This is a genomic window from Sorangium sp. So ce726, assembly GCF_051521405.1.
Classification (GTDB): Bacteria; Myxococcota_A; Polyangia; order Polyangiales; family Polyangiaceae; genus Sorangium.
The window spans coordinates 7,054,059-7,080,484 of the sequence record NZ_CP150349.1 but is presented as its reverse complement, the minus strand read 5'-3'; the positions used below and the strand labels follow the sequence as shown (position 1 = coordinate 7,080,484).

The following is a 26,426-nucleotide window of genomic DNA, read 5'->3' as shown; positions in this document are numbered from 1 at the left end:
CGAAGCACCGGAGTCGCCCCCTTCGCAGCCCGCGGCTTGACTCGGCTTTATGCGGTCGTAGGCTCCCTGCGACGGTGTCGCGCCGCTGCGCGCTGTTCTGGATGGACCGCGGCGGCGCGCGGATGGAACCGTATCGTGCTCGACAGAGCCGATCAGGGAAAACGAGCTATCGACATATTCTGACATGCGGTGTTGGCGGCCGCGGGCGGCGCCACCGGGGCTTGTCGAAGGGGGACGGTCATGTGGATCCAGATGGGGGCGATCGCGCTCGCGGCGGTCGCGGCGGCCGGTTGCGCGCACGCGAAGGGGGGCCGAGGCGCGGGCGATGTCGTGTACCTCGACCAGGGATGGGGCGACGAGGAGCGCCGGATCTTCTACCGTACCTCCCAGGGCGCCAGGCTGGTCCCGGTCGGGTGGTTCTTTGCGCTCGAGCGCGAGGACAGCGCCGAGCGGCTCGCCGCGAGCGACTATGTGGCGCGCTATCACTTCATCGAAGATCCGGACGCGAAGAACAACCCGGAGCGCCTCCCGGTCGGGTTCGCCAGGGACGTCGACCCCGCGACGGGCGAGGTGTACGTCGGGTTCACGTGCGGGACTTGCCACACCCGCCAGATCTCCTATCGTGGCGCGAAGATCCGGATCGACGGCGGCCCTGCGGTGATCGACGTGGTCGCCTTCACCGATGCGGTCTTCGGCGCGCTCGACCGCACGCTGAAGACGCCGGAGAAGCTGGATCGCTTCGCCAGGGCCGTCCTCAAGGACCGGTACGGCGAGGACTCCACGCGTGCCTTGCGAGCGCAGATGGAGAAGATGCTGGAGGGGGTCCGGCTGCAAGCGTTTACCGGGGGCGCGGCGGGGCCCCACGCCGCCGTTGCAGGGTTTGGCAGGCTGGACGCGCTCGGGCGCGCCGGCAACCTGCTGTTCGGTCAGCTCAATCCGGAGAACCTCCGCGCGGCCAACGCGCCGGTCGACTATCCCCACCTCTGGGATGCGCCGACCTACGACTGGGTCCAGTGGAACGGATCCATCCTGCAGCCGATGGGGCGCAACATCGGGGAGGCCCTGGGGGTGGGCACGCACACGCGGCTCGACCCTGCGCCGCAAGGGGCGAGGGTGCAACTCCAGTCGAGCATCCGGGTGGACAACCTGCATCTGATCGAGCAGCAGGTCGAGAAGCTCCGCGCGCCGCGCTGGCCAGAGCACCTGCTCGGCAGCATCGATCGGGAGCGGGCGTCCCGCGGCGGGCATCTCTACAGGATGCGCTGCGCGAGCTGTCATGACCCTGGGTGGACTCCCCCGAGCGAGCACGGCAAGCGCTTCCGGGTAGCGACGATGTCCCCGCTCGAGCTGATTGGCACCGACCCGACCCACGCCGTGAATTTCAACGAGCGCACGGCGGATCTGGGGGCGCTCGGGCTCGGGAAGATGGGGATGGCGCAGGCGCTGGAGCTCGGCACGTCGGCGATCCGCGACATGAAGTACGAGGAGTACGGCCTGTCGGCGGCGCAACGGCTCGTGTGGGACGGGTATCGCCCGAACCGTTGGCGCGCGCCGCGGGCGTACAAGGCGCGCGAGCTCAACGGGATCTGGGCGACGGCGCCGTACCTCCACAATGGCTCCGTCCCGAGCCTGTACGAGCTGCTCCTGCCGGCGGAGCGGCGCTCGAAGAGGTTCTACCTCGGCAGCGCGGAGTTCGACCCGAAGCACGTGGGTCTCCAGGTGAAGCCCTTTCAGGGAGGGTTCGAGCTCGTGACGGACATCCCCGGCAACTCCAACGCCGGGCACGAGTACCGCGACGGGCCGCTCGGAAACGGCGTCATCGGGCCCGCGCTGACCGAGCAGGAGCGCTGGGATCTTGTCGAGTACCTGAAGACGCTGTGACGGGCGCGCGCCTGGCGAGGCGCGCCGGGCCATGGCGGTGCGGGGGGAGCGCCGCCTGCTGGCCTGCCGGAGGGGGCTCGAGGGTCGCCGCGGAGGAGGTCCGGGCTGCCAGGGGCTGACAGGAAATGCCCGAGACGAGCGCGGCGGGGTGGACGCGCCGGGCGCGCAGCGGGTACACCGACGCGCCCATGGACACGACGCACGACGCGACGGACGACGAGGTCGGGCAGACGCGCCCGATCCACCCTGAAGATCAGGACCCCAAGCTGTGGAAGGGGAACGGGTGGACGGCGCGGGTGATCAAGAACGAGGACGACGACGGGTGGGCAGTCGAGATGACCTGCGACGGCCAGAGCGAGCCCTCGCTGGTGGGGCCGTGGACGATGGGGCGTGACAAGAAGAACCCGAAGCCCCTCGACGCGAGCGCCTTCGCCACCCTGGTGAAGACGGCGAACGAGATCCTCTCGCGGCACGCCCAGCAACGCCGGGCGCAGCTGCACCGGAGCGTGACGACGGTCGTCGAGGGCGGCGCCCGGATGCGGGTGGACCTCGACATCGTGCCCGACGAGGACGATCCGCACGCCATCCTCACCGGGCGAGACGCGGCAGGGGAGACCGTGAAGCAGTCGAGGGTGCCCCCGAACTTCAAGCTCACCGCCGACAGCGCGCGGATGTGGCTCGAAGGGGGCGTTCCCGAGCCGTGACGGGCGCGCGGCCGGCGATGGTCCGGTGATCTGGCGATGAGCGAGGCCGAGCTCCGCCTGTGCCAGCTCAGGGGGGCGCTGGCGCAGCCGCAATGAGCTGCAGCACAGCGGGATTCAGGCTCAGCCCGGGTGGATCGGCGTCCAGGCCGGCGGGTCGCTCGCCGGGAACGATTCGTCCGAGGCCTCGTCCACCGGCTCCCACCCCTCGCGCTGCGAGAGCGCCCCGCCGCGATCGAGCGGTGTCTGCGGGCTCCGCTCCTTCCGCGTCTTCTCCCTCGTCGCCTCGGGTCCGGCCGCGGCGCCTTCAGGCGCTTCCGGCTGTCGCTCCGCTGCCTTCTTCTCCTTCGCTCCCATGCCTCACCCTCCGGCGCTCCCGTGCCCGACACGACAGGTGGAGCCGCCGAGGCGTGCCGCAAGGGGACCCCGGGCTGGATCGAGACCGCTTTCGCTCGCTCCTCCTCGCTCAGCGCGCCGGCTCAGCCTCGACGAATCGCTCGAACACGGCCTTGCGCAGCAGCTTCGGCGGCAGGATCCCCTGGGCGAGCACGAAATCATGAAATCGCTGCGCATCGAAGCGAGGGCCCATCATGGACTCGACCTCTGCCCGGAGCTCCATCAGCCGGGTGAACCCGTAGAAATACGACGTCGCCTGTCCCGGCGCGCGGAACGTGTAGCGCTCCACCTCGGACTGAGCGAACGGCGCCGACAGCACCACTTCCTGCTCCAGGAAGGCGCGCGCGGCCGCAGGCGTGATCTTGCCGGCCTGGAGCTCCGGGTCCAGGAAGGCGCGCGCGGCCCGCAGCAGGCGGTATTGCAGCGAGACGAGCTGACCGTCGGGCGGCATGAACGGGAACACCAGGGCCTCGGAGTACAGCCCCCACCCCTCGGTGTTGGCGCTGTTCATCGCGAAGACCACCCGGGCGATCGAGACGCCGCGCTCGACGAGCGAGGCGAACTGGAGCTCATGCCCGGGGCGCGCCTCGTGCGCGGTGAGCGTCCACGACGCCGCTGCATGGGTGAAGTCGTCGATCTTCTGCAGCCCGTCCGCGGCGCCGGGGGGGCTCGGGAGGCTGAGCGGCAACACGAACTCCCCCTCTTCCCCCTGGTTGCCGAGCAGCCGCGGCGGCCGCATGTGGGGCGCTGGCGACTCGGCGCTCTCGGCGGCGGTGCCGAGCCGGATGCGCGCAGGCCGCTCGGGCAGCGTGACGAGGCGCTCTTTCCTGATGATGTCCTCTATCTGGGCCAGCCGCGCCTTGTAATGCGGCAAGATGGCCTCGCCCACCAGCTGCTCTTTCTTCAGGGCGCGGATCACATCGCGGTAATCCGCTTCTGGCAGCTTTCGCGCCCTGGCGACCGAGCTCGAGAGCTCCTGCATCTGCGCCGTCAGATCCTCGAAGGCGGCGTGGGCCAGGGGCGCAAGCTCGGTGGGCGGCAGATCGACCCCATGCGACTCGAGCGCGAACGCATAGAGCGGCCGCGGCAACGCGAAGTCGGTCCGCGCCCGGGGGAGCACCTCGCCGCGCAGCGCCGCGTCGTACGCCTCGAGCTGGCGATTCAGCGCCGCGAGCGGCTCGTCATGGCCGCTGATGCCGTATTTCCTGAAGAGCTCACCGATGCCCTCCCGCACGCGGGCATTCGTGGCGAGGTGCCGCTCGATCTCCATCCTGGGCGGGGCGAGCAATCCGGGCTTCCCGAGGTCCTCGCGGAGCCTCGCCAGGGCCTGCTCGGCGATGGGCACGTAGCCCGCCTCCATGCCGGCATAGCGCCGCAGGCGCGTGCGGGCCGCCGCCCGCCGCGCCGGTGGTACCCGGTCGTCCAGCAGGTTCGAGATCCCCTCGAACACGAGCCCCGTGACATGCACGTACGTGACGCTGTACTTCTCCTCGAGCTCCGAGCCCCGCACGGCCCGGGCCGCGGCGTCCAGCAAGATCTGCAGATCCTCGGCGACCGCCGGGTCCTTCTCGGTTTCTCGTCGCTTCTGGAGCTCCACGATGGCCGCGCGGTAGGCCGTGCGTTTCTGCGCCTCGACCCCGGGCGAGAGGTCCGCGATCTGCCGGTCCGCGCGCTCGATCCCCAGATAGCCGGCGCGCTCCGGCGAGAACCGGGCGAGCACGTCGAGCAGGATCTTCGCGTGCTCGTTGCTGCGCTCGACCCAGGCCGGGAGTCGCCGGGCCGCTGCAGGTGCCGAGCGCGCGGCGGGCGCCGTGCTCTCGGCCGCCGAGGGCGCCGGCGAGGGCAGGGGAGCCGGCGCGGCGGTCGGAGGCGGGGCGCCGCGGGCGCACGCAGCGGCGAACAGGGGAACGAGGACGAAGGTGCGGAGCGCGCGCAGGGCCATACCGCACACCTTGCGACGCCGTCGCCGCGCGCCAACGGCAACGCGGGGCAAATGCAGACGGCGTGAGCCCAGCTCAGCTGTGCTCGAGCGGGAGCCCCGCTTTCACCCAGCCGCTCGTACCGCCATCCAGGTTGTAGAGCTGATTGAACCCGAGGCGCTCGGCGAGCTTCGCCGCCGTGAGGCTGCGGGCGCCCTTCGCGCACACGAACACCACCCGATCGCGCGGCAGGGCCCGCTGCGGATCCGCTCTCAGTTGATCGAGGGGCACCAGCCGCGCGTGCGGGACGTGTCCGACCGACCACTCGCGTGGCTCACGCACATCCACAACGTCCACCTCCCCGCTCTTGATCAGCTCGTCCGCGTCCCTGGGCGATATCGTCTGGATCATGCGTCCATTATAACGGACGCGTGCGACGGTGGCAACCCGGGGGACACAAGTTCGCCGTCGAGACGAAAACCTTCGAAATCCCGTGTGTTCAGCCTGTTTCGAAGATCCAACCAGGGGGTTGAGCGGCGAGGGCGGCTGACAGAGGCCAGCGGTGTCCGTCTCAGCGGATCCGTCTCAGCGGATCCGTCTCAGCGGACAGCCGCCGGGCGGCCAGGTCAGCGCGACCTCCCGATCTGGATCCGATGCAGCGCGTCAACCAGCGCGTCGATGTCCTCGCACGTGTTGTAGGGGGCGAGCGACGCGCGCACGGTGCTCTCCAGGCCGAAGCGGCGCAGGATCGGCTGCGCGCAGTGGTGGCCGGAGCGCACCGCGATGCCCTCCCGGTCGAGCGCCCCGCCCACGTCCTCGGTGCGTTGCCCATCGAGGACGAAGGAGAGCACGCCCGCCTTGTCGGCCGCGGTGCCGATGAGCCGCAACCCGGGGACGGTCGCGAGGGCGTGGGTGGCGTAGTGGAGCAGCTCGTGCTCGTAGCGGCTGATGTTCTCGATCCCGATCCGCGTCACGTAGTCGAGCGCGGCCCCGAGGCCGACCGCGTCCGCGATGTTGCCGGTGCCGGCCTCGAAGCGCGCGGGCGGCGGATGGTAGATCGTCCGCTCGAAGGTGACGTCCGCGATCATGTTGCCGCCGCCCTGCCAGGGCGGCATCGCGTCGAGCACCTCGCTCTTGCCGAAGACAGCGCCGATGCCCGTGGGACCGAACACCTTGTGGCCCGAGAACACGTAGAAGTCGCAGTCGAGGAGCTGCACGTCCGCGCGCATGTGGGACACCGCTTGCGCGCCGTCCACGACCACGCGCGCGCCGTGCCGGTGCGCCATCGCCACCATCTCGCGGGCGGGCGTGATGGTGCCGAGCGCGTTCGACACCTGCGTGATCGAGACCAGGCGCGTCCGCGGGCCGAGCAGCTTCTCGTACTCCTCGAGGATCACCTGGCCCCGGTCGTCCACAGGAGCGACGCGGAGCCTGGCACCCTTCTCGGAGCAGAGCTGCTGCCACGGCACGATGTTGGCGTGGTGCTCGAGCCACGTGATGACGATCTCGTCGCCCGGGCCCACGTTCCTCCGGCCCCAGCTCTGGGCGATCAGGTTGATCCCCTCGGTGGTGCCGCGCACGAACACGATCTCGCGCGTGGACGGGGCGTTGATGAAGCGGCGGGTCGCCTCGCGCGCCGCCTCGTACGCGTCCGTCGCGCGGGCCGCGAGCGCGTGCGCCGCGCGGTGGATGTTCGAGTTCTCGTGCTCGTAGAAGTACGAGAGCCGATCGATGACGGCCCGGGGCTTCTGGGTCGTCGCCGCGTTGTCGAGCCAGACGAGCCGCTTGTTGTGGACCCGCTCCTCGAGGATGGGGAAGTCGCGGCGGATCGCGTGGGGGTCCAGGATGCCGGCGGAGCCGCTCACGCCGCGGACCAGCGCCGGATCCACGGCGCTGATCTCGTGCGCTTCGACCTGGGGAGGGCCGACGGGCGACTCGATGCCCAGCGCTGGCGCGCCGGGCACGAAGTAGGGGTCGGCGTCGCGGTTCGCGAGATCGCCCAGCACCGGGATGCGGAGCACCTCGTCGGCCGCTCCCAGGCTCAGCGGATCGGAGCCCACGAGCGGAACGCGGACGAACCCGGCGTGCACCGCCGAGTCCGGCAGCGACAGCTCGCCGGGGAAGGCGGGCGTCGCGCCGGAATAAGCGGGGACCGAGCCGGGAGCCGGGGGCGCCGCGGCGGAAGAGGCGGGGGCTGACCCGGGGTAGACGGGGGCCGCCGCCGCGGACGGCCCCGCAGCAGCCGGTGGCGTCGCGCCAGGCGCCTGCACGGGCGGGGAGGGCGACAGCGACGGCGAAATGCCGGGCAGCGACGCCTCGCCGGGGGAGGTAGGCGCCGCGCCGGAAGACGTGAGGACCGAGCCGGGAGCCGGCAGCGCCGCGCCGGAATAAGGGGGTACCGAGCCGGAATAGGCGGGTACCGAGCCAGAATAGGCGGGGGCCGACCCGGGGTATACCGGGGCCGCCGCCGCGGACGGCCCAGGAACCGGCGACGGCGACGCGCCAGCCGCCGCCAGGTGCGGGATGGGTGACTGCGACGGCGCCGCGCCAGGCACCGGCGCAGCCTGCGCCGCCGCCCCCTGCTTCAACGGCGCGCCGAGCATCTCGTTCGCGAGCTGCGCGATCACCGCGGCCAGGGAGGCGGGGTCGAAGCCCGGGACGTCGGGCGCGGACGCGGGCGCGACGCCGCCCGGCGCCGAGAGCGGCACGTTCGAGGGCGCGATCCCAGAGCTCCCTACGGCGCGAGTTACCTGCGGCAGAGCACCCTGGAGATCCGCTGTCAGGATCTCACTTGTACTCATAGTAGCTGTCCACCTGGACGCCCTCGAGCACGCCGAGCGCATCTTCGGTCAGAACGGCCGCCGAGCAGTACAGGGACGCGAGGTACGAGGCAGCCCCGAGCTGGTTGATGCCCATGAAGCGAATCGACAGGCTCGGGCTCACCTCGCCCGGGATCCCCGGCTGGAACAGGCCCACGACACCGCGCTTCTTCTCGCCGGTGCGGACCAGCAGGATATCGGTCTTGTTGCCCGCGAGGTGCAGCTTGTCGGTGGGGATGAGCGGGAGGCCGCGCCACGTGAGGAACGGCGAGCCAAACAGGGTCACCGTCGGCGGCGGAACACCGCGCTTCGTACATTCGCGACCGAACGCCGCGATGGCCCGCGGGTGCGCGAGGAAGAAGGCGGGCTCCTTCCACACCTTCGCGATCAGCTCATCGAGATCGTCCGGCGTGGGGCCAGCGCCGCGCGGCTTGATCCGCATGCTCTCATGCACGCTGTTGAGCAGGCCGTAGTTGCCGTTGTTGATCAGCTCGTCTTCTTGCTTTTCCTTGAGCTTCTCGACGAGGACGGTGAGCTGCTCCTTCACCTGATCCATGGGGCTGCGGAACAGGTCGGAGATCCGGGTGTGCACCTGGATCGTCGTGGTCACCGTGTTGAGCACGTACTCGCGCGGCTGCTCCTCATAGTGGATGCGCGCCACGGGCAGCTCGGCCGCGTCATCCGGGCTGCAATCGACCGCGAAATCGTTGCTGGCGACCCGGTTGAGGCGGTACACGCCTGCTTCGACGGGTGTCCAGGGGAGCAGCTGTACGAGCCAGCGCGGGGTGGCTCCGGCCCACTGGGGCGGAGTCTTGCTCGTGTTGGCGTGTTGCCTTGCGGCGCGCTCGCCAAGCAAATGGCTCTCATGGTTTGTCATGGCAGGGCTCTTCCTCGATCTCTGGCGTGTGGGGGGGATTATCTCCGCCAAAGCTGGGCCATTACTACAACTTCTACTCGGGTTGGCGCAATGGCGCTCATGATGCCCAGGACGCTTTCCTCCTGTAAAGCAGATGTGTTTTCCACCATGCTGGACTCCTCTAAAACGGATGGTTTTCCATGATCGTGGAGTACAACCGCGCGCGCCGTGGTGGATGGTGACGCTGGGGGACCTCTGTTGAGGTCAAGGCCCAAGGGTGTTGCGGCAGCGTTGCGGCATCGTCGCGGCGGCGTTGCGGTGTTGAGGACAGAAGCCAGGCGATGGAGTGACAGCCTCGAGCCACCGGCGCGCCACCGACCCGTGAGCGGCGACGGCATCGGCGGGCACAAAGTGCTTGGCGGATTTCGTCCGTTATGTTAGAGGAACATCCGTTGGTAATCAAGCGCGGCGTGCGCTGCCCGCTCGACGTCCTCCGACCTCGAGGGCGCTGCGGCATTCCGTCGCACCCCAGGGGCCCCATGTCGAACGTCACACGCGGCTGGTTCGAAGACAACGCAGAATCCATCGGCCGCACGCCGCTCGTGCGCCTCCGTCGCGTCGTCGACGGCGCGAGCGCGCTCGTGCTCGCGAAGATCGAGGGACGCAATCCGGCGTATTCCGTGAAGTGCCGCCTCGGCGCGGCGCTCGTGTGGGACGCCGAGAAGCGGGGGCTCCTCGGTCCGGGGAAGGAGATCGTCGAGCCGACGAGCGGCAACACGGGGATCGCGCTGGCCTTCGTCGCGGCGGCGCGCGGCTATCCGCTCACGCTGACCATGCCCGAGACGATGAGCATCGAGCGCCGCAAGCTCCTCGTGGGCTACGGCGCGAAGCTGGTGCTCACCGAGGGGGCGAGGGGGATGAGCGGCGCCATCGCGAAGGCGGAGGAGATCGTCGCGTCGAACCCGAGCCGGTACGTGCTCCTGCAGCAGTTCAAGAACCCGGCGAACGCCGCGATCCACGAGCGGACGACGGGCCCGGAGATCTGGGACGACACGGCCGGGAAGGTCGATATCCTCGTGTCCGGCGTCGGGACCGGCGGCACGATCACGGGCGTTTCGCGCTTCATCAAGAACCAGAAGGGCAAGGCGATCACCTCCGTCGCGGTCGAGCCCACGCACAGCCCGGTGCTCACGCAGACGCGCGCAGGTGAGCCGCTCAAGCCGGGGCCGCACAAGATCCAGGGGATCGGCGCGGGCTTCGTGCCCGACGTGCTCGATCTGTCGATCGTCGATGAGATCGAGCAGGTGACCAACGAGGAGGCGATCGCCTATGCGCGGCGGCTGACGCGCGAGGAGGGCATCCTCTCGGGGATCTCGTCCGGCGCGGCGGTGGCGGTCGCGGCGCGGATCGCGAAGCGCAAGGAGAGCGAGGGCAAGACGATCGTGGTCATCCTCCCCGACTCGGGCGAGCGCTACCTGAGCACGGCCCTCTTCGAGGGGCTCTTCGACGAGAAGGGGCTCGCGACATGAGCGAGGCCGATCACGGGGTTTATCGCGCGCCCGCCGCGCCCGCCGCGCCCGCCGTGTCCGGCGCGTCCTGGGCGCTCGGCTCGGTGGTGGCGGAGCTGCGCGCCGCCGGCCGGGGGATCGACGGCGCGCGCAAGAAGCTCGGGCGGCAGGCGCTGCCGTCGCGCGAGGTGCTCGTCGGCATCGCGCGCGATCTGCGCGCGGTGTTCTTCCCGGCGCACTTCGGGCCCGCGGATCTCACCGAGGAGGGGACCGACTACTTCGTCGGCCACACGCTCGACGCGGCGCTGCTCGCGCTCCACGAGCAGGTCCGGAGGGGCCTTGGCTTCCCGAGGGAGCTCGACGCCCGCGAGGCCGCCCGCCGCGAGGGCCGCGCGGCCGAGATCGTGCGCGACTTCGCTGCCGGCCTCCCCGCGGTGCAGGAGCTGCTCGAGACCGACGTGCGCGCGGCGTTCGAGGGCGACCCGGCCGCGACGAGCATCGACGAGGCGGTGTTCTGCTATCCGGGCATCACGGCGATCATGCACCACCGGATCGCGCACCTGCTCTACACGCTCGGCGTACCGCTCATCCCGCGCATCCTCGCCGAGATCGCGCACGCCGACACCGGCATCGACATCCACCCCGGCGCCGAGATCGGGGCGAGCTTCTTCATCGATCACGGGACGGGCGTCGTCATCGGGGAGACGTGCCGTATCGGCGAGCGCGTGCGCCTGTACCAGGGCGTCACGCTCGGCGCGAAGAGCTTCCCGCGCGACGCGAGCGGGAACCCCATCAAGGGGATCGACCGCCACCCCATCGTCGAGGACCAGGTGGTCGTGTATGCCGGCGCGACGATCCTCGGGCGCATCACCATCGGCCGCGGATCGAGCATCGGCGGCAACGTGTGGCTCACGCGCAGCGTCCCGCCGAACAGCCGTATCAGCCAGGCCCAGGTGCGGAGCGACGTCTTCGAGGACGGCGGCGGCATCTGACGGGTCCGAGCGCGTCGTGACGGCGCGCTCGGCGCAGGCGAGATCCGGCTCGTCCCCGGCGTCGACGCGGTGTATGAGCGCCGGGCGTCCGCCGAGGCCGCCCCGCGATGATCCCCCGCCGCCGCCTGCACCGCGCCGTCTTCGCGCTGGCTGCCCTCTACAACGCCTGCTGGGGGCTCTACGCCGCCGCCGACCCGCAATGGCTCTTTCGCTTCGCGGGCATGGAACCCCTCAATCACCCGCCGATCTTCGCCTGTCTGGGGATGGTCGTCGGGGTGTACGCCATCCTCTACGCGGAGGTCGCGCGCGCGCCCGAGCGCGGGTTCCTCCTTGCGGGCGTCGGTCTGCTCGGCAAGGTGCTCGGGCCGATCGGCCTCGTGGGGCTGCTCGTCACCGGGCAGTGGCCGCCTCGGTCCGCCGTGCTCTGCTTGACGAATGATCTCGTCTGGTGGATCCCCTTCGGCCTGTACCTCCACGACGCGTGGCCGTTCTTCGTGCGGCAGTGGAGGGATGCGCCGGGGAGCCCGTAGCTCTCCTGGGGGCTGACCTGCGGAGCGAGCCGGGGACGAGCTCGGCCGGCATGTGTCGTTCGCGCGGGCCAGGACGGGCTACGCTGCCGCGGTTCGCCGGCGCGAGGGCCGGCGGGAGGGTGTGCGTTCATGAGCTCGAACAAGGCAGCGGTCGTCGTCGGCGTCGGCCCCGGACTCGGGGCCGCGGTGTCGAGGCGCTTCGCGCGCGAGGGGTTCTCCGTCGGCCTCATGGCCCGGACGGCCGCCGCGTGTGAGGCCGTGCAGCGCGAGATCGAGGGAGCCGGAGGGCGCGCCTTGAGCGTCCCGGGGGACGCCACCGACGCGGCCGCCGTCAGGGCGGCCTTCGCGCGCGTGGAGGAGTCGCTCGGGCCGGTGGAGGTGCTGATCTACAACGCCAGCGCCTTCCGCGTGGCCGGCGCGCTGGAGCTCACGCCGCGAGAGCTCGAGGACGACTGGAAGATCAGCTGCCTCGGCGGTTTCGTGAGCGCGCAGGCGGCGCTGCCCGGCATGCTCGAGCGCGGCCGAGGGACGATCCTCTTCACGGGCGCCACCGCCTCGCTCCGCGGCGGAGCCCGCTTCGCGGCCCTCGCCGTCGGCAAATTCGGCCTGCGCGCCGTCGCCCAGTCGCTCGCGCGCGAGTTCGGCCCGCGCGGCATCCACGTGGCGCACGTCGTCATCGACGGGCTGATCGACACCCCGCGGGTGCGCGCGATGGTGCCCGGGAGGAAGGCCGACACCCTGCTGTCGCCGGAGGCGTTGGCAGAGACCTACTTCCAGCTGCACGCCCAGGCGCCGAGCGCCTGGACGCTCGAGATCGACGTGCGCCCGTCGGTGGAGAAGTTCTGACCCTGCCCTGAGGGGCGCGGTCACCGACCAGCGTGTGATGGTCGTCTCGAGCGAGAAGGGGTCGTGTCGATCGCTCGACAGGCCGCGCCATCGGTCGCGGGCTCCGCGCGCAGGCGCGCTGCCAGGCGGGCCCGAGCGCGTCGGGCGAGATCCCCGATCCATCTCGCGGAGCCCGGGGTAGAATCGTGGTGAGCTGGCCGTGGCGCCCGTCGCCGCGCGTGCAGCCGCGGAAGCGGGCGCGCCCAGGCGCGGCCCGCTCGCAAGGAACGAAGGATGACAGAGAGAGACAGGCAATCGACCCCCGCGGCGGCGGAGCCGTGGGGAAACGGGCGCGGTTACGGCCCGATCTCGCCGCGGCACCCGCTCGGCGGCGAGATGACGGACGTGGTGCGCGGCATCTTCACGCGCCTCAGGCTCCCGTGGCTCCTCCAGCGCTACTCCAAGATACCGGTGCTCGCGGTCTTCAGCTGCGTGAACGGGTTCGTGAGCATCGGCCTGATGGCAACCCTCGCCGTGGTGACGAAGTCGCCCTTCGTCTTTCCGTCGCTCGGGCCAACAGCATTCCTGTTCTTTTACACTCCAACGGCGGCGTCCGCCGCGCCGCGCACCACCATCCTTGGGCACAGCATCGGCATCGCTGTCGCGTACATGAGCCTGCTCATCACCGGGCTCACGCACGCAGGTCCGGCGACCGCGACCGGCGTGACCCTCCCGCGCGCCATCGCCGCGGCGCTCTCGCTGGGGCTCACGGCCGGCCTCATGGTGCTCGCCCGCGCGCCACACCCTCCCGCGGGCGCGACGACGCTCATCGTCTCGCTCGGCATCCTGTCCCAGCCGCCGATGCTCCTTGTGCTCCTCGGCGGGGTCGTCCTGCTCACGCTTCAGGCCATCCTCATCAATCGCCTCGCCGGCGTCGACTACCCGCTGTGGGCCCCGCGGCAGGCGCGCCCGGAGCAGGATCCGCCGCCGCCGCCTCCCCCTTAGATCCAAGGGCCTCCCGTCGCCGGGCGGCGCCAGGATCAAACACTCGGTGGTCGGGTACTTTGGCTGACGATGGCGTCGTGTGAACCGCCAAGCCGCCAAGGACGCAAGAAGACCTCAAAAAACTTGGCGTCCTTGGCGTCCTTGGCGGTTCCATCATCCCGGCAGGGTGGGGTGATTCTCCCACTGGTCATGGGGCGCGGGGGAATGAGGGCGAATGTGCGATCGCCGCGTCCGTCTCCGCTCCCGCCTCCCGCGAGCGCGCCGGTGGAACGAGATGCGGTTGACGGGAGCGCGCGCGTCGACGCCGGCGCGCCTTGACGTCCGGCGAGCGCTCGTGTGCTCTCGTCCTGCTTCGCGTCGCGCGACGTCGAGCGGCTCAACCAGGAAAGGGAGGATCATGCTCACGCACAGCTACACCTATGAGGCGACCCTGGCGGATTCGCACAAGATCACCTGGCGCGTCGAGGACATCATCGGCGGTGACAAGCAGCTCGACTTCTCGAAGCCCTTCCTGCCCGAGTCGCTCGCGGGCACGGCGTCGATCCGCTGTCTGAGCGCGCGAGAGAAGCTCCTGCTCAACCAGATCCGCGGCAACAGCTATCTTTACCTCTTCGGCTTCGTGGAGGAGTTCATCCTGCCGTTCGTGCTCGATCAGGCGCGCACCGCGGTCCACGGCGCCGACGCGGTCGAGGTGCGCGCGCTCGTCACGTTCGCCGACGAGGAGGCGAAGCATATCCACCTCTTCCGCCGGTTCTCTGCGGAGTTCGCGCGCGGCTTCGGCGCGGAGTGCGGGGCGATCGGCCCCGCGAAGGACGTCGCGGCGGCGATCCTGAAGCACGGCGCGCTCGGCGTCGCGATGGTGACCCTGCACCTCGAGTGGATGACGCAGCGCCACTACCTCGACAGCGTCAAGGAGGGTGACGCCGAGGGCCTCGACCCGCAGTTCTCGAGCCTGCTCCGCCACCACTGGATGGAGGAGGCGCAGCACGCCAAGCTCGACACGCTGCTCGTCGCCAAGCTCGCCCGCGAGGCCGGGCCGGAGGGCATCGCCCAGGCCTTCGACGACTACGTATCCATCGGCACGATGCTCGACGGCGGCCTCGCCGCGCAGGCCAAGCTCGACATCCAGGCCCTGGAGCGCGCCGCCGGCCGCCCCCTCGCCGAGGCCGAGAAGGCCGAGATCTTCGAGGCGCAGCAGCGCTCCTACCGCTGGACGTTCCTCGGCTCGGGCATGACCCACCCGAACTTCGTCCGCGCGCTCGGCGAGCTCAGCCCCGCCGGCGCCGAGCGCATCGCCGCGATGGCGAAGGCGTTCTCCTGAGCGCCCCCTGGGCAGCAACGCTCCGCCGGGCGGCGCGCCCGGCGCCGCGGCGTCACTCCGCGAGCGCAGCGTCGCCCAGCGTGTTCACGTATCCCGACTCGATGATCCTCTTGAGGAGCATCAGGAACACGCCAGCGTCGCGCCAGCACGCCGCCGGCAACCTCGCCACGCCGCCGCGCACGATGTCGACAAATCGCGCGACGACGCGGCCATCCCCGGCGCTGTCGTCGGCGGCGAGGTCGCGCAGCGTCGCCGCGATGACGTCCTCGTCATCGACGCCGACGAACCGCATGAGCGCGTCGACGAGCCCTCGGTTCGGATGGTTGAAGAGGTTGAGATCGAACCGGCCCCGGGGGCCTGAGCGTCGATCGACGTCCTGATCTCCCACGTCGTCGAAGATGCGCGAAGCAGCGTCGGCGAATCGCTCGCACACGCGCCTGACCGCCGGGGCGGCCAGCACCTGTCCGATCGTGGGGAGCTCGGGGCTCTCGCTCCGGTAGAGGCTGTAGACGACAGCGACCGTCCCGGCCGTCTGTATGCTCCCGATCGCATGCGCGACGAAGTCGTCGGCGTGGTCGTCCCAGAACGCACCCTCTTCGCGCTCGAGATAACGCTGGCTGAGCTGCCGCATGGCGGAGCCATGGCTCAGAAAGCCGGCGACAGGCGACTCGATCAGCGCGCCCGCGTCCTCCGGAGAGCTCAGGCGACGCAGCAGGCGCGCCACCTCCGCCAGCGGTCGGGCGCGCGCCGCGACGATGGCAGGATCGGGGCGCGGCGCCCTGGCCGCGTCAAGCTCGCTCCGGAGGACGGCGGACGCCAGCTGCTTCGTGTCGTTCGACGCAGAAACGAGCAGGCGCGGCGCGTGAACCTCGATGAACCGGTGCGTTGCGACCACCATCGCCAGGTCCCCGTCATCCATCAGGCCATCGAACAGGAACAGGAGTCCAAATACGATGGAGACTTCGGCGAGACGCTCGACATCCTCGATTTCGATCGCGATCGCGGCGCAGAACGCGGTCGCCTTGGGGCCGATCTGGCGCACGATATGCTCGATGTGCTCCGGATCGAGCTCGGGTAAGGCGTCCTGGACGATCGGGCGAAACCTCTCGAGAAAACACGCGTGGACGGCGCGCATCCGCTCGGAGAGCGCGCGACGGTCGACGGCGGTCGGGTAGGAGTCACCAAAGACATGGCTCTGCCACGTCCTCTCCATCAGATCGTCTAGCTTTCCCATGACGGTTGCGACACGAGGAGCGCGCCGAGGACCCACGCGCGGTCCACCCGCGCCGGGCAATACAGCTCCTTGCCGATCCAGCGGAGCTCTTCCTGGCCGGCGCCGATGTCGTGGTTCGACATCAGCCAGTCGCTCCCCCGTCGCCAGGCGCCCCGCGCCATCGATTCGAGCTCTCGGTTCCTTCGCGCGGCGCGGAGCGCGAGCACGGCGTACGCCGTCTCTGCCGCGGTGGGCGCGCCGCCGGCTCCCCAGCCGCCGTCGCCGCGCTGGGCGCGCAGCAGCGCCTCCATGCCGCGCTTCACAGCGGGCAGCTGCCCCTCGTGCGAGAGGGCCAGGATGACCTGGCTGGTCGTGTAAAGCCAGGAGCTGTGCCATTTGTCGCCAACCCACCGCCCGTCCGGCTGCTGGCGCTCGAGGAGGTACCGCGCTGGCTTCGACGCCTTCTCCCCGCGGGACGCGAGGGCGTGGATCGCGTGTGCGTTGGTCGTGAGCGAGGGCTGCAGCTCGTGCGTGTACGTGATGAACATCCCGCCTCGCTCGAAGCGCCGCAGCGTCTCGATGGCGCGAGGCGCCCCGAGCTCTCCCAAGGTGGCTATGGCCGTCGAGGTGATGTCGCCATCCTGCGTGAACGCGTCGCTCATGCCGATGCCCTCGGGGCGAAGCGCAGCGCTGAGATCGAGCAGCTGCGGCCGCGCGACGTCGCCCAGCCGGGGATGGTCAAGGAGATCGAGGACCCGCAGCGCATACAGGACCCAGGCCTGCTCGAACCGGTGGATGGGCCACACCGTGGGGACGATGCCGGGAATTCCGACCTCGGTCGCGTCGCTCGCTCGAAGCAGGTACTCGCGCGCCGCGGCTCGTGCGCCTGCGAGGCCGACCTTGTCCCGGGATGCGTGAAGCCAGGCCGCCGTGGCCGCAGGGCTGTGCCCGACGCCGCCGCTCGCGTCGAGGAGGTCAGGCGAGGGGCCGCTGCCCCAGCCCTCCCACGAGTGCGACGCCGCGCTGCCGGCCGCCGGCCGGGCCTTACCGATCAAGGCCCGGCGCCGCTCGCCGAGCGCGATGAGCGCCCTGTACGGGCCCCAATCGACGCCGAGGCCGAGCGAGGAGGCCCGGTCGAGGAGCCTGGGCATGAGCAGCTCCAGCCCGACAGGGATGTCGTCCGGCAAGGACGTCCCCCAATGAGCTGCCTGGTTGCGCAGGAACTCCAGGCCCCCCTCACAGGCGCGGCGTACCTGCGGCATGAGCTCGCGGTAGGGATGGAGGGCCACGATCGACGCCAGCGTCGGGAGATCGCGCGCGCGCGGCACCGAGGGCAGCCCCCAGCCCGCGTCCGACCGCTGCTGCTCGAGGAGCCAGGGGACGATGCTCGCCCTGGCATCGGGAAAGACATCGAACATCAGCACGGTGGCGGTGTCGTACACCGACGGACTGACGAGACCTCCGCCTCGCCCGAGCTCCGCCACGAGCTCGCGAAGCCCGGCCAGAGCGCGATCGGAAGGACTCGAATGCGGCGAGGTATTCATGTGCTGATCCACCCAGTGAGGGCCGGCTGCCGCCGGCGACCGTGTTGATGGTGAGCAGCGTCGTCCCGTCGGAAATCGTGGTCGATGGCTCGATGCGTTGGCGCGCTCGAGCTCTGCCCGTCAGCACGGGCGAAAGGCGACCCGTGTCGCCGCTGTCGGATGCCCCAGCGGGAGGTACACGTGCTTCGGTGACACTCCCTCCAAGTGTGGAACGAGCCCGGCGCTGCGCAACGCCCGGACGAGGATGAACTGCAGCTGGAGCGCCTCGATGCAAGCGACGTTGTATCCAAGACAGAAGTGCGGTCCCCCGCCGAACGCGGCCAGCTCCAGCGGCCCCGGTGGGCTCGTGCGATCTCTCCAGCGGCTTAGATCGAAGCGGTCGGGGTCCGGGAAGAGCGTGGGATCATAACCGAAATAGGTGGGGCTGAAGGCCAGCGGTGTACTTCGAGGTATGCGCCTACCGTGCAGCGTGATCGCGTCGGTGACCGTGCGAAAGATGAACCAGCCTGGCGCATACAGCCGCAAGACTTCCCGGAAGATGGCGTGGGCGACGGGGAAACGCTGCGCCTCTCTCGCAGACATGGGAACAGATGCGTCCGGCGCGGCGGTGTGCTCCTCGCAGAGCGCGCTCCACAGCTCGCTCTCACGCGACAGGACGATGATGATCCAGGCCAGGATCGAGGCGCTGGTCTCGTGGCCGGCGAGCAATATGGCGCGAACGTTGTCGATGATCTCCTGATCGGACAGGGGCTCGCCCTCGTCGTCCCGAGCGTTCGAGAGCATCTCGAGGAGAGAGCCTGCCGCGCCGCCCCCGCGAGCGAGCGCGAGGAGCTCCCGCAAACGGTCATCGATCCAGGCGCGCGCCCGAGCCGAACGGTACGCGGGCAAGCCCGGTAGACGGCCCGGGATCGGATAAACACTTAAGAGTAGCTCGTGATACGCACGGTTCCAGGCGCGCAGCTCCGCTGTCGGAACGCCGCAGATGCGAAGGATGATCTCGAGGGCCAAGTCCCGCATGGCGGCGTGGATGGCGAAGCTCTCTTGTTGGAGCCAGGCGTCGATCCTCGATGTGAGCACGGAGGCGATGGTGGCGGAGGCCTCCTTGGCGAAGCCACGCGGGGAGAACGATGGGTTGATGGCAGACCGCATGTGTCGATGCAGCGGCCCATCCTGCGCAGCCATCGAGCGGCCCACGATCTTCTCGAGGTTCTTCGGATAATCCATGACCATTTCGGGCATGCGCAGGAGATCGAGGGCGTCGGCTCCGACATAGAAGAGCCTACGGTGCGCGAACCCGAAGTTGACCCAGAAGAGCGGACCCAGCGCGCTGCTGCTGCTGCGCAGTAGGCCGATGGCGTCTCGGTGGAGGAAGGGCAGATGACCGACGAACGGCAGCTCGCCGGCCGCGGTGGGGATCGTGCCTCGGTCCGTTCGACCCAGGGAGAGCATGACAAACCTCGTTCTCGCTGCGACCGCGGTTGCGGCGCCTGTCTCGTCGTCCTCACGAACTCGGCCGCACGCCGCCGGAGGTGCTTGGGGTGCTTCCCGGATTGACGATGCCGAACGCCAGCGCCGCGCGGGCCGCGCAAGCGCAAGGGGAGGGGCCGCGGGTCAGCGGCCCGACGCCCCGTTCGTCGCCGCCGTCGTCGCGACCTGACGCATCTGGTTGATGCAGAACATGATTCCAGCCCGCAGGTTCGACCGCGTCACCATGCTGTTCAGATCGAGGCCCAGCTCGACGATCGTCTGCGCGACCGACGGCCTGATGCCGCAGATGATCCCGCCCGCGCCGAGGAGCCGGATGGCGTTCACGAGCTTGATCAGATGGTTCGCGACCTGCGTGTCCACCATCTCGACGCCCGTGAGATCCAGGATGGCATACCGCGCGTTGGTGCGGACGATCTCGTCGAGCAAGTTCTGCATGACGTCGGCGGTCCTCACGCTGTCGACGACGCCGACCATGGGCAGCGCGACCACCCCGTCCCAGACCTGGATGATGGGCGTCGAGAGCTTGCCGATGACCTCCTGCTGCTTCTGGATCTGCAACAGCCGTAGTCGGAGCTCCTCTTCCGCTCTCTTCGCCTCGGAGACATCGAGCGAGAGCCCGATCACGGACTCGACGTTCCCGAGCGGGCTCTGGATCGGCACCATCCAGTTCTCCCAGAACGAATTGTTGGTGGGGACGTGGCTCATCGAATGGATGGGAGACCCGCGGAGCGCCCGCCTCACGTGGTCCGTGCCTTCCGGAGCGTTGGCATAGACGTCGAAGAGGTTCGTCCCGACGAGCTGCCCCCGCTTGAGGCCGAGCCCGGCCAGCCCCTTCCCGTCGTGGCGGGTGATGACCCCCTCCGCATCGCACGACCAGACGATGACGGGGAGGTTGTCGGAGAGGGCGCGGAGCATGTCCGCGGTCTCTCTCTTCCCGGAGTCAGCGCCGGGGTGATCGTCGGCGCCGGACGTCGCGTGCAGCGAACCGTACACCGCCTGGCCGTGCGGCGCCCTGCGCAGCACGCAGGAGAAGGACGCATACACGTTCCCGGCCGTCATCACCCGCCCGCGGAGCTCGACGGCCCCGGTCGCCTCCAGAAGCCCGGACCACTTCGCCCGGGCCGCCTCGCGATCTTCGTCGTGGAAGAGCTGGAGGAACGCCGTCCCCGGCGTGGCCGCGTGCCCGACCGTGTGGCCGAATGACTCGCTCCAGTGCGACAGCGTGCCGTCGACGTTCGCTACGAACAGCGCCTCGGGAGAGTATAGATAGGCTGCCTCCCATGTGTCGCGTGAACTCGTGTAATGCTGTGTCATGACGAATGTTGCCCTCCCCCAAGCCCGATTCAGGCCTCCTACCGGTGCTCACCTCGTTCGTAGGGGCCGTGGATCGCGCATGTCATTGACCAAGAATCGGCATCAGCAGACTCACCCCTCTCGGGACCCACGAGAGCGATGACGAGCGCTCGGAGATGCGCAAACGCTTCGATCGCAGCGAGGGTTCCAGCTTGCATTGCGAGATTACAAGCCGCACATCTCCACCTGAGGCCGGGTAGATCCGGAACTCGCGCTAAGGCCATTCCCGATGCGTGATCGTGGTCGGCGTCCAGGATGCTGTTCAATCCGTTCGGCCCGGAAACGCCGCGAGGTAAGGGGGTTCAGACGAGATGCGAAGATCGAGCTCCTCATGTCGGCCGCCACGCCGTGAGGGCGCCGGCGACATCGTAGGAGCTCCGCGTATTTTCCAGGGGCTCGCGATCATTGCTCGCTCGACGATGCCGTCCGGTGGCTGTCCCGCGATCGTACCTCATGACGGTGATCGAACGGACGCCGCCCGGCGTTCCACGGGGTCACCTATGCTGTCGTCCCGCCAGGGGAAAGGACTTGACTTCCACGAACCGCTTGGATGTCCTGTCCGGTAGAGCGGCTGCGCCGCTGTGAGCTTGAGATGGAAACCGAGACCGCCCCGAGCCCCTCGCCCGAGCAGATCGACCTCTCCGCGCCTTCGGTGATAGCCGATCCTTACCCCGCATACCGCGCGCTGCGAGGGCGATCTCCGGTGCTCTATGCGCGCGTGCCCGCAGGCGGCGCGGCGGGCCTCGGCGAGCCAATCCGTGCCTACGCGCTCCTGCGCCACGCGGAGGTGCTCGCCGCGCTGCGGGATCCCCAGACGTTCTCGTCGAACGTCACCGACAAGATCCGTGTCCTGCCGCGGATCACGCTGCTGCACGACGATCCGCCACGGCACACCCACCTCCGCAGGCTCGTCAGCCGAGCGTTCACGCCGCGGCGCATCGCAGAGCTCGAGCCGTGGATTGGCCGCCTCGCCGCCTCGCTGCTCGAAGCGACGGGCGACGGGCCGTCAGACCTCATGGGCGCCTACGCGATGCCCCTGCCGATGATGGTGATCGCCACCCTGCTCGGCATCCCGGCGGAGCGTTATGCGCAATTTCGGAGCTGGTCCGAGTCCGTGGTGTCCTACAGCGGTATACCGGCCGAGGAGCGCGCGAGCCGCGGCAAGGTGATGGTCGACTTCTTCGCGGCCGAGCTCGCGGCGCGACGGCGCGCGCCGTCAGGCGATCTCATCTCGGCGCTCGTCGAGGCCGAGATCGACGGCGCGCGCCTCGACACACCCGAGGCGGTCGGCTTCTGCGTCGGCCTGCTCGTGGCCGGCAACGACACCACGACGAACCTCATCGGCAACATGGCGCACCTCCTGTCCGAGCGGCCCGAGCTCTACCGGCGCGCGCGGCAGGACCGGAGCTTGGTGGCGCCGATCATCGAGGAGACGCTGCGCCATTCGAGCCCGGTGCAGCGCCTCTTGCGTGTCGCCACGCGGCCGGTGGACGTGAGCGGCGTGATGATACCGGCCGGGCACCTGGTCGACGTCGTGTTCGGCGCGGCGAACCGGGATCCGGCGGTCTTCGAGGAGCCGGACGCGTTCCGGCTCGACCGGCCTCCGGTGGAGCACCTGGCGTTCGGGCAGGGGATCCATTTCTGCATCGGCGCGTCGCTTGCGCGAATGGAGGCGCGTATCGCCCTGAACGCGCTCCTCGACTGCTATGAGTCCATCACGCCCGGGGAGGCGCCTCCGCTGCGGCAGACGCGGGCGATGATGCCGCTCGGGTTCGAGTCGCTCCCGCTCGTGCTGCGCCGGAGGCGCGCCAACCCCTGAACTTCGAGAGCGCTTGAGCCGCTAGAGCGTGAGATCTTTCTCGATCTCCGCCAGCGTGATCCTGGCCATCGCTAGGTTGGCTCGGTTGCGGTCGAGGGCCACGTAGAAGAAGAGCGATTGCTTGCTCCGCAGCGGCCTTATCAGGTGATATTGCTTGGAGAGCGAGATCAGGATGTCCTCGATCTCTTCCTTCAGGTTGAGGTTGCGGATCGCCTTGCGCTTGGCCCTCACCACCTCGGTGTTGCTCGCGCCGGCGATCTCGAGGTTGAGCGAGCCGCCGCCCTCCTGGCCGAGCAGCATCCCGCTCTCGGAGTCGACGAGCGCTGCGCCGATAAAGCCATCGATGCTGTTCAACCTGCTGAGGCATTGCTTGACGTCCATGGATTCCTCCTGCTTTGGTAAGGTCTCGTCATCCCAGATCATGTCGAGAATCAAATGATCGCCGCTGCTAGGGCTCGCGGGCGGCGCCGCTCCGACGCGCATCGTCGGCGGGCCCGTGGCCGAATGTCCCTCCTGTGCGCTCGCGCCAGACATGGTGGCGAGGCTCCACCCGGCCTTGGAGGCCGGTCCGGTCGAGGACTCCAGCGTGCGCCGGCGCTCATCGATGAGCCGGCAGCTCTCCATGATGAGCTCGGTCCAGCTGGCGTGGATCGTCTGCTCGGGCGCCTTCAGCCCGAGCTGCATGGTGAACTCGCCCCCGCTCCAGAGCATGACCTGGTAGAAGGCGTCGACGCCGGTCGCCGTGGAGGTCGACGCGTGGACGATCCTCCCGCGCTCGAACCAGATCCGGCCCTCGCCCGTCCGGTGGCGGACCCGGAGCACGCCGGTCGCGTTGGACAGGGCGTAGAGCTGCACGATGTCGGGGAGCGTCTGGACGGAGATGGCCCCGGAGAAGCCGACCCGCTTCCGCTCCAGCACCTCATCGACGCTCCGAAGGAAGCGCTCGAACTCGAACGGCTTCTCGAGGTACTCGATCGAGCCCCGCATCGCGACCTCCTGGCGGATATCGGCGGTCGGATAGGCCGTCATGACGATCACCGGCAGCGCCGGCAGGAGCTTGCGCGCGGCCATGATGAGCTCGAGCCCGTGCATCCCCTGCATGCAGATGTCGGTGATCAGCAGATCGACCGGCCCCGACTCGAAGAGCCGGAGCGCGGCGTGGCCGTCCGTCACCGACTCCACCGCATAGCCGGGTCGCTGCTTGACGATGCGGTTGGACAGCGACCAGACGAGCGCCTCCTCGTCATCGACGAGGATGATGCGCAGCTTCGCGTTGTCCATCGATTCGTCGCTCATCGCTTCGGACTCCGTCGGATGGCTTGCGCGTGCACTCTCGTCGGACAGGTCAAGCAGGCGCCGTGCCGCGCGCCGCCTCCATGCCGAGGCGCGGTATTCGCGAAGAATCACGGATCCGCAGCGGGCCGACCGTGACCGGCGGTCACGCACGTACCGGCTCGGCGTGGACCAGCCGGTCAATCGCGGACCAGCCGGTCAATCGCGGACCAGCCGGTCAATCGCGGATCATGCCAGCCGTCGCGGACCACCGCGGCGCGAGCGCGCGCGCCGCCGCGCGACGCGGATGTCGCTGGGACAGCGCCGAGCCACCCGCGCGGTGGGCTCAGGTGCTCGCCGCGGTCCGTTCCTGATCCGTGAGGTAGAGTCGCAGGTGTCGCCGCAGGCAGACGCGGGTGATGCCGAGGGCGCCGGCGGTGCGCGTGACGTTGCCGCTGTGCGCGGCATAGACCGCCAGGATGTGACGACGGACGGCCCCTTCGAGCGACAGGGTGGTGTCGGCCGCGGGCGCCACGGCGGCAGGAGGGAGCGGCGCGACGTCGGCCGCGGACGGCGCAAGGGGCGCGGGCGCGGTGGCGCCGATCTCCGGTGGCAGGTGCTCGATGTCGATGACGCCGCCGCGCGCGAGCACGAGCGCGCGCTCGATGACGTTCCGGAGCTCGCGGACATTGCCGGGCCAGCCGTAGAGCTCCAGCTGCGCGACCGCGCGCGGCGCGATCGTCGTCGCGCGAAGCCCCATCTCGGCCCCGAGCGCCGCTATCCAGTGCACGACCAGCCTGCGGACGTCGCCTGTGCGGTGCCGGAGCGGCGGCAGCGACAGCTGGAACACGCCGAGGCGGAAATAGAGATCCTCCCGGAACGTCCCCGCCGCCACCATCGCTTGCAGGTCGCGGTTCGTCGCCGAGACGACGCGCACGTCGGTCAGGAGCTCCCGTTGCCCGCCGACCCTGCGGAACGGGTGGCCCTCGAGGACGCGCAGGAGCTTCGGCTGGAGCTCGAGGGGGAATTCGCCGATCTCGTCCAGGAACAGCGTCCCGCGGTGGGCCAGCTCGAACAGCCCCTGCCGCGACGAGCGCGCGTCGGTGAACGCCCCGGCCTCGTGGCCGAAGAGCTCGGATTCGAGGATCTGCGCCGGGAGGCAGGCCGCGTTGACGGTCACGAAGGGGCCGGCGGAGCGCGGGCTCGACGCGTGAAGGAGGCGCGCGACGAGCTCCTTTCCGGTGCCCGACTCCCCCGTGATCAACACCGAGGCGCGCGAGCGCTCGGCCAGGAGGTGGAGCTCGTCGAGCACGCGAGTCCATGCCGGGGAGGCCCCCACGAGGCCTCGGTCCTGGATGGCCTGCCTCGCCTGCTGCACCTCGCGGCGCAGCGCTGACTCCTCGCCAGCGCGGGCGACCGCACGCAAGAGCTCCTCCCGCTCGAAGGGCTTGACCAGGTAATCGGCGGCGCCCGCGCGCAGCGCGCCCACGGCCGCGCGCGCGTCGTCGCGGCCCGTCAGGACAACGACGCGACAGCTCGGATCGACGCCGAGGAGCGCGGTCAGGACGGCGACGCCGTCCGCGTCCGGCAGCCCGAGGTCGAGGACGACGACGTCGACGGTCGCTTGCGTCGCGATGGCGAGCGCCTCGCGCGCCGTCGCCGCCATGAACATCCCGCTCGCCTGCTTCTCCAGCGCCCGGGAGATCGCGTGTCGCACGTCATCGTCGTCATCGACGACGAGGAGCCGCGTCATCCAGTCCCCGGCAGCTCGATGGAGAAGACGCTGCCGCGCCCCACCGTCGACCGGACCCGGACCCTCCCCTGGTTCTCGCGGAGCAGCTTGAGGGCGATCGAGAGGCCGAGCCCGGTCCCTCTGGCCTTGCGCGTGAAGAAGGGGTTGAAGATCTGGCTCAGGATGTCGTGTGGTATCCCCGGGCCATCGTCCTCGATGTCGACGAACAACCGCCCGCCGCGGCCGCTCGATGGCTCGCCGTCCTCGGCCGGTCCATCGTAGATGCGGACCCGGACCTGATCCGCGCTGCCGGCGGCCTCGATCGCGTTCTCGAGCATGATGACCAGCACTTGCACCATCTGGTGCTCATCGATGACGACGGTGGGGGCCTTGGCGTCGCACGAGACCCGGATCGGCCCGCCGGGCGTCGTGCGCAGGCGGGCGCCGAGCAGCTCCAGGGCGCTCGCCACGAGGAGGCACGCGTCGTGCTCCTTGCGGATGGGCCGCTCGGGCTGCACGAGGCGGAGCGAGCTGCGCACGAGCCGCTCGATGCGGGCAATGAGGCCGCTGAGGCGCGAGATGTCCCGGCCCCACGGCTCCTCCGCCGCGGGCTCTGCCGAGAGATCCTCGACGATGGACTTCAGCGCCGCGAGCGGATTGCGGACCTCGTGCGCGAAGCCGGCGATCATCTGGCCCATCGCGGCGAGCTGGTCGCTCGACGGTCCGCCCGTGGCGCCGGCGCCGTCGGCCGGCGATATCAGGCACAGGTACCGGAGCGGGCCGCGCCCCGACAGGCGCCGGACGGTCAGCGTGGTCGGCCGGGGAGTGCCGTGCTCGTTCCAGAGATCGAGGCTGTAGGTGTGAACGCCTCCGTCGCGGTTGCTGAGCTCTTCGCGGAGGCTGCAGCTGAAGTTCAGCACCGCCTGGGCGGGCTGCCCTTCCCAGCCGTACGGCCCGAGCCGGAGCAGCTCCCGCGCCCTCTCGTTCGCCACCATCACGAGCTCCGCGTCGTCCAGCCCGAGGATCGGGGCAGGGATGTCTTCGACTCCGACCCTGTACCCGTGGACGTAGTTGGCCGGCTGACCCGACATCGCGCCTTTCATGAGCGCGTTCAGCACGGCCATCCCCGAGTCGACCGTTATCTCCCGCGGCGTCGCGTCCGGGTGCTCAGGCGGTGATACGCAGGCACGTTCGGTGAAGTGCATCAGAGCCCCCTCCTGCACGTTCAGATTCCTGCGGACGGACTCGCTGG

21 protein-coding genes and 1 pseudogene are annotated in these 26,426 nt (G+C 69.9%); 9 read left to right on the top strand and 13 right to left on the bottom strand.

What is annotated here, in order from left to right; translation table 11 throughout:
* Positions 1 to 240: 240 nt before the first annotated feature.
* The gene (locus tag WME79_RS26275) at positions 241 to 1,881 is read left to right on the top strand and encodes a di-heme-cytochrome C peroxidase (RefSeq protein ID WP_437520226.1); all 1,641 of its coding nucleotides are present in this window, start codon (positions 241 to 243) and stop codon (positions 1,879 to 1,881) included.
* Positions 1,882 to 2,069: 188 nt separating this feature from the next.
* Entirely contained in the window at positions 2,070 to 2,585 is a 516-nt protein-coding gene (locus WME79_RS26270; protein ID WP_437539958.1) for a hypothetical protein, read from the top strand.
* Positions 2,586 to 2,705: 120 nt separating this feature from the next.
* Here the strand turns inward: WME79_RS26270 and WME79_RS26265 are convergent, their stop codons facing one another.
* The 5 genes from WME79_RS26265 to WME79_RS26245 form a co-directional block, all read right to left on the bottom strand.
* Positions 2,706 to 2,939 carry a hypothetical protein gene (locus tag WME79_RS26265; RefSeq protein WP_437520225.1) on the bottom strand — a complete coding sequence of 78 codons (234 nt, stop codon included), beginning with the start codon at positions 2,937 to 2,939 and terminating at the stop codon, positions 2,706 to 2,708.
* Positions 2,940 to 3,048: 109 nt separating this feature from the next.
* A complete protein-coding gene (locus WME79_RS26260) occupies positions 3,049 to 4,920 on the bottom strand; it encodes a DUF885 domain-containing protein (protein WP_437520223.1) in 1,872 nt (623 codons plus the stop codon).
* 73 nt (positions 4,921 to 4,993) lie between these two features.
* Complete coding sequence (locus WME79_RS26255; protein ID WP_272093559.1) at positions 4,994 to 5,308, bottom strand: rhodanese-like domain-containing protein; 315 nt, start codon at positions 5,306 to 5,308, stop codon at positions 4,994 to 4,996.
* A 215-nt stretch (positions 5,309 to 5,523) separates the two neighbouring features.
* Positions 5,524 to 7,698 (bottom strand): family 2A encapsulin nanocompartment cargo protein cysteine desulfurase, encoded by a 2,175-nt coding sequence (locus WME79_RS26250; RefSeq protein WP_437520221.1) that lies wholly within the window; start codon positions 7,696 to 7,698, stop codon positions 5,524 to 5,526.
* Positions 7,685 to 8,593: a family 2A encapsulin nanocompartment shell protein gene (locus tag WME79_RS26245; protein WP_437520220.1), complete on the bottom strand. Its 909-nt coding sequence runs from the start codon at positions 8,591 to 8,593 to the stop codon at positions 7,685 to 7,687. The genes WME79_RS26250 and WME79_RS26245 overlap by 14 nt, the downstream gene beginning before the upstream one ends.
* A gap of 518 nt (positions 8,594 to 9,111) precedes the next feature.
* Between WME79_RS26245 and cysK the strand changes: the two genes are divergently transcribed.
* From cysK to WME79_RS26215, 6 genes are all read left to right on the top strand, one after another.
* Positions 9,112 to 10,101: a cysteine synthase A gene (gene cysK, locus WME79_RS26240; protein WP_437520218.1), complete on the top strand. Its 990-nt coding sequence runs from the start codon at positions 9,112 to 9,114 to the stop codon at positions 10,099 to 10,101.
* The gene (epsC, locus tag WME79_RS26235; RefSeq protein WP_437520216.1) at positions 10,098 to 11,072 is read left to right on the top strand and encodes a serine O-acetyltransferase EpsC; all 975 of its coding nucleotides are present in this window, start codon (positions 10,098 to 10,100) and stop codon (positions 11,070 to 11,072) included. Before cysK ends, epsC begins: the two co-directional genes overlap by 4 nt.
* A 107-nt stretch (positions 11,073 to 11,179) precedes the next feature.
* Positions 11,180 to 11,602 carry a hypothetical protein gene (locus WME79_RS26230; protein ID WP_437520215.1) on the top strand — a complete coding sequence of 141 codons (423 nt, stop codon included), beginning with the start codon at positions 11,180 to 11,182 and terminating at the stop codon, positions 11,600 to 11,602.
* 129 nt (positions 11,603 to 11,731) lie between these two features.
* The gene (locus tag WME79_RS26225) at positions 11,732 to 12,448 is read left to right on the top strand and encodes an SDR family NAD(P)-dependent oxidoreductase (protein ID WP_437520213.1); all 717 of its coding nucleotides are present in this window, start codon (positions 11,732 to 11,734) and stop codon (positions 12,446 to 12,448) included.
* 273 nt (positions 12,449 to 12,721) lie between these two features.
* Entirely contained in the window at positions 12,722 to 13,432 is a 711-nt protein-coding gene (locus WME79_RS26220; RefSeq protein ID WP_437520211.1) for an HPP family protein, read from the top strand.
* A gap of 397 nt (positions 13,433 to 13,829) precedes the next feature.
* Complete coding sequence (locus WME79_RS26215; RefSeq protein WP_437520209.1) at positions 13,830 to 14,753, top strand: hypothetical protein; 924 nt, start codon at positions 13,830 to 13,832, stop codon at positions 14,751 to 14,753.
* Positions 14,754 to 14,805: 52 nt separating this feature from the next.
* On the opposite strand, the gene WME79_RS26210 is transcribed toward WME79_RS26215, so the two are convergent.
* The 4 genes from WME79_RS26210 to WME79_RS26195 form a co-directional block, all read right to left on the bottom strand.
* Positions 14,806 to 15,987, bottom strand: a complete 1,182-nt coding sequence (locus WME79_RS26210) for a hypothetical protein (RefSeq protein WP_437520207.1) — start codon at positions 15,985 to 15,987, stop codon at positions 14,806 to 14,808.
* Positions 15,975 to 17,510 (bottom strand): hypothetical protein, encoded by a 1,536-nt coding sequence (locus WME79_RS26205; protein ID WP_437520206.1) that lies wholly within the window; start codon positions 17,508 to 17,510, stop codon positions 15,975 to 15,977. The genes WME79_RS26210 and WME79_RS26205 overlap by 13 nt, the downstream gene beginning before the upstream one ends.
* 120 nt (positions 17,511 to 17,630) lie before the next feature.
* Entirely contained in the window at positions 17,631 to 18,959 is a 1,329-nt protein-coding gene (locus WME79_RS26200; RefSeq protein WP_437520204.1) for a cytochrome P450, read from the bottom strand.
* Positions 18,960 to 19,121: 162 nt separating this feature from the next.
* Entirely contained in the window at positions 19,122 to 20,312 is a 1,191-nt protein-coding gene (locus tag WME79_RS26195) for a PAS domain S-box protein (protein ID WP_437520203.1), read from the bottom strand.
* Positions 20,313 to 20,943: 631 nt separating this feature from the next.
* On the opposite strand from WME79_RS26195, the gene WME79_RS26190 reads away from it, so the two are divergent.
* Positions 20,944 to 22,170 carry a cytochrome P450 gene (locus WME79_RS26190; RefSeq protein ID WP_437520201.1) on the top strand — a complete coding sequence of 409 codons (1,227 nt, stop codon included), beginning with the start codon at positions 20,944 to 20,946 and terminating at the stop codon, positions 22,168 to 22,170.
* A 21-nt stretch (positions 22,171 to 22,191) separates the two neighbouring features.
* Here the strand turns inward: WME79_RS26190 and WME79_RS26185 are convergent, their stop codons facing one another.
* From WME79_RS26185 to WME79_RS26170, 4 genes and pseudogenes are all read right to left on the bottom strand, one after another.
* Positions 22,192 to 22,551 carry a roadblock/LC7 domain-containing protein gene (locus tag WME79_RS26185; protein WP_437539956.1) on the bottom strand — a complete coding sequence of 120 codons (360 nt, stop codon included), beginning with the start codon at positions 22,549 to 22,551 and terminating at the stop codon, positions 22,192 to 22,194.
* A 225-nt stretch (positions 22,552 to 22,776) separates the two neighbouring features.
* Positions 22,777 to 23,451, bottom strand: a pseudogene (locus WME79_RS26180) (response regulator); the annotation flags it as partial.
* Positions 23,452 to 23,788: 337 nt separating this feature from the next.
* A complete protein-coding gene (locus WME79_RS26175; protein ID WP_437520199.1) occupies positions 23,789 to 25,195 on the bottom strand; it encodes a sigma-54-dependent transcriptional regulator in 1,407 nt (468 codons plus the stop codon).
* Positions 25,192 to 26,379 carry a two-component system sensor histidine kinase NtrB gene (locus WME79_RS26170; RefSeq protein WP_437520197.1) on the bottom strand — a complete coding sequence of 396 codons (1,188 nt, stop codon included), beginning with the start codon at positions 26,377 to 26,379 and terminating at the stop codon, positions 25,192 to 25,194. The genes WME79_RS26175 and WME79_RS26170 overlap by 4 nt, the downstream gene beginning before the upstream one ends.
* Between the last annotated feature and the right edge of the window lie 47 nt (positions 26,380 to 26,426).

What these genes read in the sequence shown, in the direction of transcription:
- WME79_RS26230 (WP_437520215.1), top strand. Translation starts at nt 11,180, where the DNA reads ATGATCCCCCGCCGCCGCCTGCACCGCGCCGTCTTCGCGCTGGCTGCC.
- WME79_RS26220 (WP_437520211.1), top strand. Translation starts at nt 12,722, where the DNA reads ATGACAGAGAGAGACAGGCAATCGACCCCCGCGGCGGCGGAGCCGTGG.
- WME79_RS26205 (WP_437520206.1), bottom strand. Translation starts at nt 17,510, where the DNA reads ATGAATACCTCGCCGCATTCGAGTCCTTCCGATCGCGCTCTGGCCGGG.
- WME79_RS26260 (WP_437520223.1), bottom strand. Translation starts at nt 4,920, where the DNA reads ATGGCCCTGCGCGCGCTCCGCACCTTCGTCCTCGTTCCCCTGTTCGCC.
- WME79_RS26250 (WP_437520221.1), bottom strand. Translation starts at nt 7,698, where the DNA reads ATGAGTACAAGTGAGATCCTGACAGCGGATCTCCAGGGTGCTCTGCCG.
- epsC (WP_437520216.1), top strand. Translation starts at nt 10,098, where the DNA reads ATGAGCGAGGCCGATCACGGGGTTTATCGCGCGCCCGCCGCGCCCGCC.
- WME79_RS26255 (WP_272093559.1), bottom strand. Translation starts at nt 5,308, where the DNA reads ATGATCCAGACGATATCGCCCAGGGACGCGGACGAGCTGATCAAGAGC.
- WME79_RS26210 (WP_437520207.1), bottom strand. Translation starts at nt 15,987, where the DNA reads ATGGGAAAGCTAGACGATCTGATGGAGAGGACGTGGCAGAGCCATGTC.
- WME79_RS26275 (WP_437520226.1), top strand. Translation starts at nt 241, where the DNA reads ATGTGGATCCAGATGGGGGCGATCGCGCTCGCGGCGGTCGCGGCGGCC.
- WME79_RS26200 (WP_437520204.1), bottom strand. Translation starts at nt 18,959, where the DNA reads ATGCTCTCCCTGGGTCGAACGGACCGAGGCACGATCCCCACCGCGGCC.
- WME79_RS26265 (WP_437520225.1), bottom strand. Translation starts at nt 2,939, where the DNA reads ATGGGAGCGAAGGAGAAGAAGGCAGCGGAGCGACAGCCGGAAGCGCCT.
- WME79_RS26190 (WP_437520201.1), top strand. Translation starts at nt 20,944, where the DNA reads ATGGAAACCGAGACCGCCCCGAGCCCCTCGCCCGAGCAGATCGACCTC.
- WME79_RS26225 (WP_437520213.1), top strand. Translation starts at nt 11,732, where the DNA reads ATGAGCTCGAACAAGGCAGCGGTCGTCGTCGGCGTCGGCCCCGGACTC.
- WME79_RS26175 (WP_437520199.1), bottom strand. Translation starts at nt 25,195, where the DNA reads ATGACGCGGCTCCTCGTCGTCGATGACGACGATGACGTGCGACACGCG.
- cysK (WP_437520218.1), top strand. Translation starts at nt 9,112, where the DNA reads ATGTCGAACGTCACACGCGGCTGGTTCGAAGACAACGCAGAATCCATC.
- WME79_RS26215 (WP_437520209.1), top strand. Translation starts at nt 13,830, where the DNA reads ATGCTCACGCACAGCTACACCTATGAGGCGACCCTGGCGGATTCGCAC.
- WME79_RS26170 (WP_437520197.1), bottom strand. Translation starts at nt 26,379, where the DNA reads ATGCACTTCACCGAACGTGCCTGCGTATCACCGCCTGAGCACCCGGAC.
- WME79_RS26245 (WP_437520220.1), bottom strand. Translation starts at nt 8,593, where the DNA reads ATGACAAACCATGAGAGCCATTTGCTTGGCGAGCGCGCCGCAAGGCAA.
- WME79_RS26195 (WP_437520203.1), bottom strand. Translation starts at nt 20,312, where the DNA reads ATGACACAGCATTACACGAGTTCACGCGACACATGGGAGGCAGCCTAT.
- WME79_RS26185 (WP_437539956.1), bottom strand. Translation starts at nt 22,551, where the DNA reads ATGGACGTCAAGCAATGCCTCAGCAGGTTGAACAGCATCGATGGCTTT.
- WME79_RS26270 (WP_437539958.1), top strand. Translation starts at nt 2,070, where the DNA reads ATGGACACGACGCACGACGCGACGGACGACGAGGTCGGGCAGACGCGC.